The 15473-nt window shown below is 36.9% G+C and carries 7 protein-coding genes; 5 read left to right on the top strand and 2 right to left on the bottom strand.

The genetic code is table 11. The features are described 5' to 3' along the window. Positions 1-22: 22 nt before the first annotated feature. Positions 23-640, bottom strand: a complete 618-nt coding sequence (gene yihX / locus FE392_RS02250) for a glucose-1-phosphatase (RefSeq protein ID WP_319928719.1) — start codon at positions 638-640, stop codon at positions 23-25. A 284-nt stretch (positions 641-924) separates the two neighbouring features. After that, positions 925-2748: a ribosome-dependent GTPase TypA gene (gene typA / locus FE392_RS02245; RefSeq protein ID WP_319928603.1), complete on the bottom strand. Its 1824-nt coding sequence runs from the start codon at positions 2746-2748 to the stop codon at positions 925-927. Positions 2749-3648: 900 nt separating this feature from the next. Between typA and FE392_RS02240 the strand changes: the two genes are divergently transcribed. The 5 genes from FE392_RS02240 (at position 3649) to FE392_RS02220 (ending at position 15404) form a co-directional block, all read left to right on the top strand. Then, positions 3649-5289: a hypothetical protein gene (locus tag FE392_RS02240; protein ID WP_319928602.1), complete on the top strand. Its 1641-nt coding sequence runs from the start codon at positions 3649-3651 to the stop codon at positions 5287-5289. A gap of 116 nt (positions 5290-5405) precedes the next feature. Next, positions 5406-7001 (top strand): hypothetical protein, encoded by a 1596-nt coding sequence (locus FE392_RS02235; RefSeq protein WP_319928601.1) that lies wholly within the window; start codon positions 5406-5408, stop codon positions 6999-7001. Positions 7002-7261: 260 nt separating this feature from the next. Continuing rightward, entirely contained in the window at positions 7262-11821 is a 4560-nt protein-coding gene (locus tag FE392_RS02230; protein WP_319928600.1) for an inverse autotransporter beta domain-containing protein, read from the top strand. Between the two features lie 568 nt (positions 11822-12389). Further along, complete coding sequence (locus tag FE392_RS02225; RefSeq protein WP_319928599.1) at positions 12390-14000, top strand: hypothetical protein; 1611 nt, start codon at positions 12390-12392, stop codon at positions 13998-14000. A 183-nt stretch (positions 14001-14183) separates the two neighbouring features. Further along, a complete protein-coding gene (locus tag FE392_RS02220) occupies positions 14184-15404 on the top strand; it encodes a hypothetical protein (RefSeq protein ID WP_319928598.1) in 1221 nt (406 codons plus the stop codon). Positions 15405-15473: the final 69 nt, after the last annotated feature.

Here is a 15473-nt window from a genome sequence, read left to right as displayed (position 1 = left end):
CGCATGCATGAGCGGAAAATATTTAAGTTTCTGTGGGAAGTGAAAAATCATGCCTATCAAAATAAGCAGGGATGACATTCCTGCCAGTCACATGAATGGCATTGATACCTAATGCTTTTGCTGCATCAACATGTTCCAAGACATCATCAAAGAATATGGCTTGCTCCGCTGCCACACCTTCTGTCTCCAATACATGTTGAAAAATGTCAGGTGTCGGTTTACGCACGCCCAAGTTGTGAGATAAATAAAGAAAATCGGTTGATGCTGCAATCTCAGGGTAATGCTCTGGCCAATACTCAAAATGCAGATGATTTGTATTTGACAGTACAACTACACGATGCTCTTGCGCGCGCAATTTATTCATTATCTCAATAACGTCTTGCCTGACATCAATAAAAATCGCATTCCATCCTTCAGTAAATTGTTCGAAACTGAGTGAAACATCCAGTTCATCACACATCATTTCTGCAAAGTCAGCATCACTGATTTGCCCACATTCATGTTTTTCAAACAGCTCCCCCAATGAGAACTTAGTGGATAATGTTGCCAACGGTGTCCCGCTCAGATTACTCCAGACAGCCAGAGCCCTTTTAAAATCAATATCAATAATTACATTACCCATATCGAAAATATACAGCATAACTCCTCCCGACTGATTTTCATCGTGCGTTACTTTTATCATAATTTCATTCAGAAAAAAGGATAGTAGACAAAAAAACAAGCAAACTACTTTTTACTGGGTTGCGGTTATATTTCGAGGGAGATAGTTAAAATCGCAAAAATTAAAGATTGAAAATAAATGACAGGAAATATTAAGAGAAAGAGATAGTTAGAGGAAAATGCGGTGTTATAAAAAACTCAGGGTGCCGAAACACCCTAAGCTCTTCATGTTCAACTTGCCATTACGCCATGCGTAATAAGCCGTTAAGCGTCTTTGCTGCGGCTCGCGCGACGACGATCGTTTTCAGTCAGATGACGTTTACGCAGACGAATTGACTGTGGAGTCACTTCTACCAGTTCATCATCATCAATGAACTCCAGCGCCTGCTCCAGTGATTTCTTAATATGTGGAGTCAGTGTTGTCGCTTCATCAGTACCTGACGCACGCATGTTAGTCAGTTTCTTACCGGTCAGGCAGTTAACAGTCAGGTCGTTGGAACGTGAGTGAATACCGATAAGCTGGCCTTCATACACTTCAGTACCGTGACCCAGCAGCAATTTACCACGCTCTTGCAAGCTGTACAGCGCGTAAGCAACGGCTTTACCCTGACCATTAGAAATCAGTACACCATTTTGACGGCGGCCGATCTCGCCTGGGCGAACATCATCATAGTGGCTGAATGTTGCGTACAGCAGACCCGTACCAGAAGTCATTGTCATGAACTCAGTACGGAAGCCGATCAGGCCACGGCTTGGAATAACGTAATCAAGACGAACACGGCCTTTGCCATCTGGCAGCATGTCACGCATTTCACCTTTACGCTCACCCAGTGCCTGCATCACATCGCCCTGATGCTGCTCTTCGATATCCAGAGTCACCTGCTCGAAAGGCTCTTGCTTGCGGCCATCAATTTCGCGGAAGATAACTTTTGGACGGGAAACACCCAGCTCGAAGCCTTCACGACGCATGTTTTCAATCAGAACAGACAAGTGCAGTTCACCACGGCCTGAAACGCGGAATGCATCCGGATCTTCGGTTTCTTCAACACGCAGTGCCACATTGTGAACCAACTCTTTTTTCAGGCGGTCAAGGATCTGACGGGAAGTCACATACTTACCTTCACGGCCACAGAATGGAGAGGTGTTTACGCAGAAGTACATGCTGACTGTAGGTTCATCAACCGCCAGTGCTGGCAACGCTTCAACCGCATTGACTTCACACAGAGTATCGGAAATGTTCAGATCGCCCAGACCAGTAATCGCGATGATATCACCCGCTTCCACTTTGTCAGTTTCGATGCGGTCCAGTCCCAAATGGCTGTAGACTTTGCCCACTTTACCGTTACGGGTTTTGCCTTCGCTATCGATAAGGGTGATGTTTTGGTTTGGTTTTACCGAGCCACGCTTGATACGACCGATGCCGATAACGCCAACATAGTTGTTGTAATCCAGCTGAGAAATCTGCATCTGGAATGGGCCATCAAGGTCAACTTTAGGTGGTTCAACATGGTCAACGATTGCTTGATACAGCGGAGTCATATCTTCAGCCATATCAGTGTGATCGTTACCTGCGATCCCCATCAGTGCAGAAGCATAAACAATTGGGAAATCCAATTGCTCATCAGTTGCACCCAGGTTTACGAATAGGTCGAATACCTGATCCACAACCCAATCAGGACGTGCTCCAGGACGGTCAACTTTGTTGATAACCACAATCGGTTTCAGGCCATGAGCAAATGCTTTCTGGGTTACAAAGCGAGTTTGTGGCATTGGGCCATCCATCGCGTCAACCAGCAGCAGCACACTGTCAACCATTGACATTACGCGTTCAACTTCACCACCAAAATCGGCGTGCCCTGGGGTGTCTACGATGTTGATGCGGTAATCATTCCATTTAATTGCAGTATTTTTCGCAAGAATGGTAATGCCACGCTCTTTTTCCAGGTCATTGGAATCCATCACGCGCTCAGTAGTTGCAGCACGCTCACCGAAAGTACCGGACTGTTGCAGCAGTTTATCAACCAGCGTGGTTTTGCCATGGTCGACGTGCGCGATGATGGCGATATTTCTTAAGTTATTAATTGACAAGTATTTTTACCGTTTTAGCTATATGAAAAAATGTTAAATGGATGCAGCGTGGCAGGACGCCGCTACACTCATCTAACACAAATATGCTGCTATTTTACACGTTATACCTAAAGAGTGAAATAAATGTGAAGTGCATCACCTTGGAAGTTTGGTTATTCCTTTGTTTTATCCCGCTTCCGCATTGTGAATTGTACCTTTTTGCCAGTCTTAATATGCCTTGATCTAATATCCTATTTGTTCGCTACGCCCAGATCAGTTACCGTTTTTTAGACATACGATTATCTGCATATCTGAGGATGACGAGAGGTAACCGCCACTCACCGAAGCCCCGTCTTTCGCTGGGCAAACTCGTTCACGACAAATTTGTCATTTCCTTGACCTTCGTCGTCACGTTATATCTTGAAATTCATTGGGGTACATCGGAATGTAGCGCTTTATTTTTAATTGTTTGGTTTTTACGTATCGTAATAATAATTGAAATACATCTAACAAATTTATTTCAGATAAAAATCAGCAATTGTTTTATTATAATCAATCCTATTAAATAAAAAACGTTCTTCATGGAGTAATTTGGGGTTTTAGCGTCAGACAGATTAAATTTTATTAAATAATCAAATTCATCTTTTACCTATAAGGTGATTATTTTCCTTCTATGCCGAATAAAAGCATAAACCACCTCTGCAACCCCGCCCCACAATTCAATAAATAAATGTGATTATCACATTAATTATATGGTGCAGTGATATAAAACATCTATCAAATGATAATTATTTTTCATTGGTTTTTATTTTTCATAAAAATTAGCATGCAGATGTAACCCCATCTTATTAGTCGCATCAAACTAAGCTTAATGAGTTGCTATAAATAATAATATCAATAAAATTCACATGAGGTGATAAAATGGTTAATAACGAAAAAGGTGTGTTAGCAGCATATTTACCAAACGATGTAGAATTAACAAATAATTCAACCTTTATAATAGGGCAAATTATTCCACTAGTTGTTACATTAACAACAAATAATCCCCAAGATAATCCACCTACTATTAAATTTGAATCCACTAAAAACGTTACATTTTTAAATCTAAACGGCGTTCCTATTACAAGTGTGCCCTTGTTTGGAAGTGGAACGCTATCATCATTGACGGTTTATTTAAGTGTAACAAATTCAGATAATACCCCAATAAATGACAAGGATGAAATTACATTTACTATTACAACTGACATACCCATTATCAATACAATAGATGTGAAAAGTACTGCAAGAACAATCAACTTAGATTCATTAGCCCTGACAATTGAAAACAAAAATGCATTTTTAGAGGCACCATTAGGAGAAAATATTCCTCCCAGTGGAACAGCCGTTGCTCCTGTAACAACAACATTAATGGGTGAAAGTGGCCCACTGCCTAATGCATATATATTTATAACCGATGTTCAATCAGATGCAAGATTGAAACACGTTAACCTTTATAATAATATCGCTCCAACTATTAAAATGACAACACAACTATTTGGTCATATTAGAGGAGCATGGATAAATTCTGATAGTACCGGGAAAATACAACTTAATATTTATCCACAGAAACCTCTCTCAATGGTACTTGAGTTGGGGGCTATGGTCACAGGAATTGCTCTAAAGCCAATAGCTGCCAATTCTCCTCTCTTTATTGCTAATATTCAACCTGCTAATTATTTTGATGCCATACATTGGCCTAATATTTTAGGGTATTTTAACGGCCCTTTAATTTCAGATGGTGATCCCCATTTTTATGTCGCTGTAGAAGATTATGCCAATGCTAGTCCGAGTGATTATATATTATTTTTCACTAAAAAAGATAATCAAGATACAAAGAAAATTTTTACTGGACATTATTATAATGTAGTAAATCCTGATAAAGATCTTGGTTTGGATAATTACTCCATTAAATTACCTTATGATATATTTGATTTAAACATCCAGACTGAGTTTTCCTATATGGCTATTTACCAATCTGGAGCAGGCTCAAAGACTTCTGCACCTTCAATATTAACGTTTCAGGGCGGAGTAATATATAGGCCACCAACTAATGTAAAACGTAACTATGATCCTTGTATCATTTACACAAGCACTTACAAAGATAAAATCCATGGACGATATATTATCCCTAATGGAACAACAATTGGGATTGATAATATCAAGGCCTATCCCAACAACCATGAAAAACCAAATACAGGGTTATTTATTGAAGTATTAGGTAAAAACAACTCTGCAACAAATGTACCATTGGGTACCGAAGTCACTCTGACTATGTATATAGAAACAGAATATAATAGTTTGAAATTGCCTTTCAAACAGCTCATGCCAACTACGCTGGATGCCGATGGTAGTGGATATGCAAAAGCAGTTTTTCATATTGAGGAAAAAACGCTTTCTGGTTTTTATCCAAATGCTGTTACTGGTGTAGTTCCAACTATCTGGTTTGAATATACCTTCTCGACAGGGGAAAACACTTTATACAGCAAATTGTGGGAAGGAAATATTGATACAAGGCCAGAATAATAAGCATTGACAATTTATTTTCAATATAGAAAACAGTCAGAGGCATTTAAACAAATTGAAGCACCTCTGGCAAATTAAATATAAAAACCAATAACTTTATTTTAATGAGGTTAAACATGTCAGAATTAATCAATCTTAATAATGACAAGCTAAATGTCAAATATAATTTGGAAGAAAACGGAGATTTGATAATAGGTCAAAAATTCTTGCTTAGTATTACGGTAGATTCAAAAGAAAAAATAATTCCAGCAGCGCATATTTTAATTAGCAACATATCAAACAACATCATTTTTTCAGGCCCAGCTGAAGCACCTGTCGGATCATCTATTTATTTCCCTTTTGTTATAAATAGAAATATGACTTCCGCTACAGTCACCATTGAATGTACGGTTAACTCCAAAACGCAATATGGCGATGACATTACATTTGATGTTAGCTCAAACATTGCAGGTTTCATAAGCAGGCAATATAGACGTAAAGCTAAAGATATTGATCCCGATTCATTAAATCTCATCGTTGATAATACGTATTTACAATCAACGGGTATAAATAATGCTCCAACAAAAAAAGACACCACTCAAGTACATACAGTCATTACGGATCAGAAGTATCACAATCCATTATCTAATACGCCCATATTTATAACTTCAGTCCCAAACAATCACTTAAAACTCTTATCTTATTCTTCTGATAATGCAGGTGATACAATACTGCCTATTATTTCATTTGAGCATAAAGATGGAATGATGATCAATTCAGATTCATCCGGGCAGATCACTCTTTACGTTCACGCAAAAGAATCATTATCAGGAAAAGTACAATTAATCTCTAACATCCTTGGTACTTTTAACGCAGGTTATGCTAGCCCCATTTATTCCCTTTATGGCGGAAAACCTAGTGATAGTAGCCAGATCGTATGGCCACCAAGCATTTTAGGCTATGAACCTATTGGGTATTTGACCTCTAAAAATGGGGAAAGAGATTTTATCGTTACAATACCTCAATATGATAATGCAGCTCCAGGCGATACTGTGTTGTTTCTTGTTGGTACACAAGGAGACAATCCTGAATATTCAGGCCAAAATGTAACGATTACAAATCCAAACCGTGAATTAGGAACTCCATATTTTCGTGTGCCTTATCAAATCTTCAAATACGGTGTTAAATCTACATTTTCTTATATTATCGTTAGAAACATAGGAAGTTCATTAACGTCAATTCCTTTGCCATTAACTTATATGGGAGGAACACCATATCGCCCTGAAGACGGTGTATTAAGAGATTATAAACGCTGTATTGTTTATACAAGCCTAGGTGTTAATAAAGGTTTAAAAATAGAAAACAACGGTAAAATTAATCACGACAATATAATTAAATGTCCAGATGGTGCTGGTACAGGCCTATTTATTCAAGTGCTAGGAACTAATGATTCTAATGCAGAACCAGATAAAGTACCAATAGGAACTATGGTGACCTTAAACTCTTATATTAATTCTGGCAATAAGAATGGCATCACTTCTTATCCACCCTTTGAAATAAAACAGCAATCAGATGGCAGTATTTATGGGGTTTTCAATATTCCTTACGATGACCTCAATATGATTGAGCCATATGACATGCAGCCTGGAACCATTCAGTTAACTTATGTTTTTACAAATAAAGGGGAAAAAATGCATAGCAAAATTTGGTCAGCAGAGATTAAAACTGTTTAATAAAAATTATTATTCTACCTAAATTCACCTTAAACCGCCGTTGAAATATTTTTCTGGATAGAAAAACTTCATCGGCGGTTTATTCTTTTGAGATAACAATGAATATATAGATAACTTTTAGTTATCAACTGATAATTACTTTTCATAACTAAGTCATCAGTACTTACTAATATAGAACAGTAGGGAAATAGCTCCATTTTTTTGACTAAAACATAAAAAATAGAGGCTATCAAAGGCAAAATACTTCGAGGTGGTTTTATATGTCATCATATATTAGTAAATTTATTGTTTTTTTTGTTTTTCTTTATACATTACTAATACCATCTACAATGATAAATGCCTTTGCAGAAGAGCATTTATCCACAGCTAAAACACTTTCGCAAGAAATAGATGCGAAAGATAATATGGCGATTCAAGTTAACGCATTAAATCAAAAAAATTTAAATTCGATTACGCATAAAGAAAATCATATAAAAAAAAACAATGAAACCTTACACGCTGAATCTACTGATTATATTGTAAAAAATTTGCATACTGCGAGCCATATCCTATCCTCTTCACCTTCCGAGCTGGCTGAGCAAGCAAGATCTTATGCTTTAGGGAAATTCAACAATACCGTTTCCTCTGAGACACAAAAATGGCTATCCCAATTTGGTATGGCCCGAATTAACTTTGGGTTAGATAAAAAAGGCACACTGGAAAATAACTCATTCGATTTATTACTGCCCTTCTACGATAACAAAACCGATTGGTTGTTTTTTTCTCAGGTAGGTTACCGTCACAAAGATAACCGAAATACCGTTAATATCGGATTAGGAGGACGTTATTTTTACCAAAACTGGATGTATGGACTGAATACATTTTATGATCACGATCTTACAGGGCAAAATCAGCGGATGGGATTAGGGGGCGAAATTTGGGGAGATTACATTAAACTCTCGGCCAATACGTATTGGCGCTTAAGCCATTGGCAGAATTCTCGAAATTTTCAGAATTATCATGAACGCCCTGCTAACGGTTATGACATTCAAGGTGAATTTTTCCTTCCGGCTTACCCTAATTTGGGAGCCAAACTCGCTTATGAGCAATATTTTGGCGATAACATTACGTTGTTCAACCGTGATACCAAGCAGAAAAATCCGAGCCTGGCCAAACTGAGTCTGACTTATACCCCCATTCCGCTATTCACCTTGGGTGTTGATTATAAACAAGGAGAAAGTAATCATACTGAAACTCAATTTTTGGCCAGTTTAAACTATAAATTGGGAACGCCTCTTAGGGCTCAATTATCGCCAGAAAATGTCACATCGATGCGGACATTAGCGAGCAGCCGTTATGATTTAGTGGAAAGAAATAACAATATCGTACTTGAGCATCAGAAAAAGCCCATTGCAAAACTGTCCCTTCCTGCAACACTCGTTGGGTTCAGTCATGAACAACAAGATATTAAAGCGACATTATCGTCCAATGAATCTGTTAAGCAAATTCATTGGACAACTAATAAAGATTTTATAGAACACGGTGGAAAGCTATCTTCTAATACGGGCAATACAATCAAAGTGACTCTGCCAACTTATTTGCCCGGTAATAATCAAAATAATAATTACCCAATTTATGCCTTGGCTGAAATGGCAGATAACCAAAAATCGGTCCCGGTTGAAATCATGGTTATTGTCCGCCCATTTATGGTGAAAAAACAGTCAGAAGCCAATTTTATTCCATCGGGCCCCTTATCTGCTACCGGTAATAAAGAAGACGGGTATACCTTTAACCCTATTGTGACCTTTGATACGGTAAATAACTCACCAATAAAAAATATCACTCTTGATAACGTCCAATGGGCCACCGAACCCAAAACCGGCCCAGAATCAGGATTGCAATTCATTAATTGGCAACAGCCAACTTCTGTTGCGCTTGATGGCAATGGGCAATTCAATCTTAAACCCATCTTAACCAGCACCCAGCCACATGAAAATGTCAAAGTTTACCTCCAATTCAATGGCCAGCCTCCGCAATTAGTAGGCGAAGTCAGTTTTAATGAAACTGCTGCCAATTTTTATGTCGATAGAATTAACGTTTCACCCCAAGAGACCCAAGTGGCGAATGGTAAACAAGCCTACAAATTTACGGCAGTGATTCTGGATCATCAGAAGAACCCCGCCAGAACGCAAAAAATACCCCATGTGACATGGAGTAAAGATAAAAATGTAGATGGGCTGATTTGGGAACCGCAAGAAGGCGATCTCACCACCGATGAGCACGGGAAATTAACCACAACTCTGGCAAGTAATGACGCTATAGAAAATGTCATGGTATCACTGTCCATTGACAATCAAAAACCGGTTAATGCAGAACGTGCGGTGTCCTTTATTGCCGATACAGCCAGCTACCATATTCAAGACAATAGACTGGATGTCGATCTTCCAGGCCCCTTAAGCGCAAATGGCCAACATTCCTATACCTTTACCGGTATCGTCGTTGATGGTCGAGGGCAGCCAGTGAGAACGCAAAAAATTGAGAGCTTGCAATGGAGTGTGACAAAGGAGGGCCAAGATGAAAGCCACAACCCAAACCTTAAGCTTCGTCCTAACAGTGATACAACGGCTCCCGATGGGAAATTAACCGCAACCTTAACCAGTACAGAAGCCATTGATAAGCTACTCGTTTCTCTTGTTATCGGAAAGCAGCAACCAGCTAACGCCCAAAAATTGGTTGCCTTTGTTGCTGACACCAAGAGTTATCATATTCAAAAAGGGATTATTAAAGTTAAACCTGAAGATAAACCGTTTTTAACCGCAAATGGTATCCATCACTATACCTATTCTGCTGTCGTTGCCGATATTAATGGCAACCCTGTCCCCAATCAGGAAATCGCCAATGTAAGATGGGATTCAGATAAAAAAGTTAAAGGCCTTAATCTCGAATATCCAAGTACAAAAACAGATGATGGAGGATATTTATACGCAAAATTGAGCAGTACAACAGCAGTAAATAACATTGCTGTATCGCTCGCCATTGAAGAGCAAGCCCCTGTTAAAGCGCAACAAGTAGTCTCTTTTAAGCCGGAACATATTACAATCCAAGCAGATAAACCCACTCCTCAGGCGATTTATGAAACCTATATTTATACGGCCACCATCACCGATGCCGATGGAAAACCGGAGGCAATTGAAAATGTGCATTGGGATTGGGAGCCAAAGATTAAAGGTGTCACACTCACTTCTTTATCACAAGAAGGAGATGACAGTAAAAATGGCCAATTCAAGGCAGAACTTACCAGCACCGTTGAGGCTTCAAATGTAGTTGTTACCGTTTCGACTAACGATAAGAATGCCAAGTCAGCGCCACCTGTGGAATTCCAATGGCCAACCATTGAAAAAATAACACTGACGCCCAAAAATGGAACTGTTCCACCTGATGGACAGAAAGCCTACCAAATCGATACAAATGTCGTCTTAAAGTCTGGTAACAAAACAACGCCTTATGCAGAGCAAAAGATCAAATTTAAATGGGAATTGAACCTGCCTGCCGGTTCAAAACCAAATGAAACTTGGCTGTCAGATACAAAAGATGTGACTGCTCAAACCGGCGGGAAATTAGCGGTATTTTTGTACAGTACGCAGAAAGATCCGGATCCAGTAATAAGAGAGGCAACTGTCTGCCTTAATATTGTGAATGCCCCCAAACCTTCCAAACAGAATTGTTCAGAGCCTATAAATTTTCAAGAACCACCAATCGATTTTGATATCAAAAAAATTGAAGTTTATGGCGTTGAACAAGGCGGCTCTAATGGACCTTTTGATTCGAAAAAACCACTCATTGGTAATGGAAAGGATAAATATCTATACAGAGCCCTGATTACTAAAAAAGGTACAAATGATGCCATTAAACGCCATACTTTTAGTAACGTTAATTGGGCGCATGATCAAACTCAGATCGATACAAATGAATTACCTAAAACTCAGCCTGATAACCCTAAAAATGAAGCAACGCCATTCACAACAGATGATGAAGGGTATTTATACGCAACATTGAATAGCCATGTTGGCGTGGGTAAAGATATCAAAGTGACATTGAAGATGCATAATCAAAAAACAGGAGAGGAAGAAACTAGTAATACGGGCGCGAGTAATTCAGTTCGTTTTGATCCTGAGGTTAACACTGCAGTCATGTATGCTTACAATATAAACAATGAAAGTATAGCGAATCAAATATTCAAAGAACCACAACCTTATAACTATTTTCTAAGTTTAGCGGCAAGATTGAGATCATCGAAAAAACCAAATGAAGACTTTGATACATCAGATCTAACTTACAAATTTATCCCTATAAACACTAATCTTGACCAAAATATGGTTAGTCTAGGGGAGTATAATAAAGGACCTATAACTGTTAATGGAAATGGCACAGGGAAAATCCAAGCAATGATTAACAGAAAAAATGGGGTCATTGAGTTGCATGAATATATATTAACCACTGGAAGATATTTAATGTTCAATCCAGGAAACAATCAAGATATTTATTTTTCTGCTAATGATGGAATTGATTGTTCTAGTAATGGCGCTCATTTTGTAAACTATACAATAGAAGATTTTAAATCTAATAGTAATGGAAGATCAGTTCATGACGAATTTAAAAACCTTTATAATTGGGGAGTGTTTTATTATCATAGCACCAATGTAAAGAAAGGAGATTTAAGACTTAAGCTTCAGTCTGGCGATGGTTATAAAATATATAACTCAATTACAGATGAAATCGACAACTCATATGATGCTAAAGGGCTATTAATATGCAGTACAATAAGCTCCTCTGTTAATTAGGCATTACAATTTTAAAATTGGCCACTAAATAAAGTGGCCAAGGTCACATAAATACTGTGAATATAATAAACAGTTTTCTAGAAATTGATACCATCTTGGTATAGTCTTCATCATATCCGGATGGTTTATGCCACAAAGCCAACACAACGGGAGGTAGCTAAACACCTCACTATTCCTTCTCAGTTTACATACTAATTGGTTTATTTTTTCAAAAAACTATCGAAAATTAGCATAGAACACTTTCATTACTCCGAGTTGTTGTAAAAATAAATGCACATATATATATTTACATTCAATTACATTGAATACTTTCAACAATATAATTTTGTTATCGCGCGATAACTATTTTTCATTATATTCATTAGATTAGAAAGTGTATTGTATGAATATGATTCAATAAATATTACAAACTAAATAATATTTTCACTGAATCAAGAAATCAAGAAATCAAGAAATCAAGAAATAAAAAATATCATAAACAAAAAATAGTCAGTGACGTTTATATCAATAAAATTAGCACTGGTAAATTCAGTATAAAAACAATTATTTTATATAAATGAGGTTAGATATGTCAGGATCAACTACCAAGACTAAAAACAAACCAGATGTTAAATATAGCTTAGAAGCAAGTGGTGACTTGATAATAGGCCAATCTTTTCCACTTACCATTACAGTCAATTCAACTTCAACCCTAGCTCCAACAGCTAGCATTTTCATTAAAAATATAACGGGAGGAATTAAGTTTACTACAGTTAATGACGCTGATATTACATCCTCTACTCCAGTCCCATTTTTACTAGATTCATCACAAAAAATTGCCACTCTTACCATTCAATGCCTTGTTAAAAACAATGCATCATATGGAGACAAAATTACATTTGATATTAGTTCAAATAACATTGCAGATTTTGAGGGTCGCAATTTCATTCGTTACGCTAAGGATATTAACGAAGATTCTCTAGCTCTTATCGTCGATAATGTATATTTACAATCACCATATGAAGACAATAAGCCAACAAATGCTGGTACGACTAAAGTGCATACAGTTTTGCTTGACCAAACGCATAAAAAACCATTGTCTGACATACCAATATTCATATCATCGAGCCAAGAAAGCCAATTAACTATTTTCTCCTATTCTTCTGATCCGTTGGGTAATAATAGCAGCACAATGTTGCCTATTTCTCCTTTTAATGAAAGAGATGGTTTTTTTATCAATTCAGCCGCAAATGGGCAAATCATCTTTTATGTCCATGCACAAGCATCAACGCCAGGTAAAGCACAATTAACCACTCTTATTTTTGGCATTTTTTCTTACGAAGGTTATGCCCCTCCTATTTATTCTATTTATGGTGGGCAACCCACCAGCAGTGATCAAGCAGCATGGTCTCCAAGTATTTTAGGCTATGATCCTATTGGGATTTTGATCGCTGAAGATAATGAGAAAAATTTCATAGTTACAATACCAAAATATAAAAGCCCACTCCCAGGCGACACTGTGTTTTTTCTTGTTGCTACACAAGGAAAAAATCCTCAATATTCAGGCCACTATGTAACGATTAAATCTCCAAAAGATGAATTAGGAATTCCTAATTTCCAATTACCTTATCAAATTTTTCAGTATGGGGTTGAATCTAAATTATCTTATATTATCGTTAGAGAAACAGGAGGCTCATTAATTTCTATGCCGCTGCCATTAACCTATATGGGAGGTATACCATATAGCCCCGAAGATGGTATATCAAGAAATTATGAACGCTGTATTGTTTATACAAGCCTAGGTGTTAATGAAGGCGTAACGATAGCAAATAATGGTAAGGTTAATTACGATAATATAATTAAATACCCACATGGAGAAGGTGAAGGACTGTTTATAAAAATACTAGGAACTAATGATTCTACAAATGTAACAGATAATGTGCCCATAGGTACCATAGTGACTTTAAATTCATATATAAACTCAGGAAACAAAAATGGAATTACGAACTATCAATCTAAAGAAATAGCAACTCATAGCGATGGAATTTACACAGTAATTAATATTCCTCTTGCGGATTTAGAGAATATAGCAGCTTATAGTAACCGCGCTGGAACTATCCAGTTAGATTATACTTTCTCATATAATGGAAAGATAATGCATAGCAAGGTATGGTCAGCTGAGATTGAAACCCAACAATAAGATCAATTACCGATAAAAATGTATTGATATATCCAGGCTATCATCTAAATGATAGCCTGAATGAAAAAAACGCATCATAAGCATCAAAGTATATACAGAAAATTCCTAACATAACGACATTAACACTTTAGTTAAAAAACATCGACATTATATTTTTATCATCTATAGACAAATGAGGAAAATATGAATAACTATACGGTAGATGATATAGACCTAAAAACGTTAAGATTAGATATCGATTCCCCTTTTCTAGCAATCCCTTTAGCATCTGGGACTTATCCTAAAAATATATATACTAAAGTTACAACCACTGTGAGAGACAAATATGGAACTCCATTAAGAAAGGCAAAAATATTTGTATCATCACTGGATGAATTGCAATTTGATGCAGTGACAATATATGATCGCGATAATACAACAAAAATAAAAATACAACCACAAGGGCAATACAAAGGTTTTATTGTTGAAACAAATGAAAGTGGCAATATTCTATTTTTTGTTCATCCCATAAAATCAGTAGGTTCAAAACTTAATTTATTTGCACAAATATTAGGATTGACAGACCCCATTGCTGCAATGCATACAATATATATTGTTGATAAAAATTTAGATGAGCTTGAAGAAAAATATCCTGAACCACAAATATTAAATCTTTTGGGACTTGGTTTAAAATCGGATGGATCAAGTAAATTTTATGTAAAAATTAGTTATGATAATCCTAAAAGTGGAGATTCCATTCTATTTTTTGTAAACAAAGAATATACTAAGAAAGTTATTAAAATATTACAAGGGAGTGATTTACAAAGTTATTTTGAACTACCTTATATCATATTTAATGAAAATAAATTATTACATTTAAGTTTTGTAGTCATCAAAGAAATAGGAAGTATAGATAATTATAAATCCAGGCCATTAACCTTCACTTATAAAGGCAGGCCAAATAAGCCTTGGACAGATGTCATTAGAACCTATGAAGCATGCACAGTTTACAATTCGTCTGGTCGTGGCCCTATGGATCAATATAGTATAATTAATGACGATGCTATACTTACAGCCACAACAGATGATCCAGGGTTATTTGTCAAGGTAACGGGAACCAATGATCCCACTGACACAAGTAAAGTGCCTTTTGGTACTGAAATTAAATTAAATTTATACATTACTTCCAGCACCAGAACGTTCATAACGTCTTTTACAGGTCGAGTACCAACTAATCCCGATGATGAAGGAGGGAAGACAGCTACATTAACAATTTCCATCCCCTATAATCTTTTAAATAATAATCTGGGTTATCAAGATGGTAATGACGGACTAATTTTCTTTGATTATCAAATAGGAAATGATCTTGATCCTGATGTTGTTTATGGAAACATTTGGCAGGGTTATATAGATACTTACCCTTAATAATGATTTAAATTAAGGTAACTAAGGGATTAACTATCTATAGAAATTTTCTGCATTCAGATAAAAACA

The sequence above is a fragment of the Xenorhabdus santafensis genome, assembly GCF_033949405.1.
Taxonomy (GTDB): domain Bacteria; phylum Pseudomonadota; class Gammaproteobacteria; order Enterobacterales; family Enterobacteriaceae; genus Xenorhabdus; species Xenorhabdus santafensis.
Note: the sequence above shows the minus strand (reverse complement) of the source record. Positions and strands in the feature narration are given on the sequence as shown.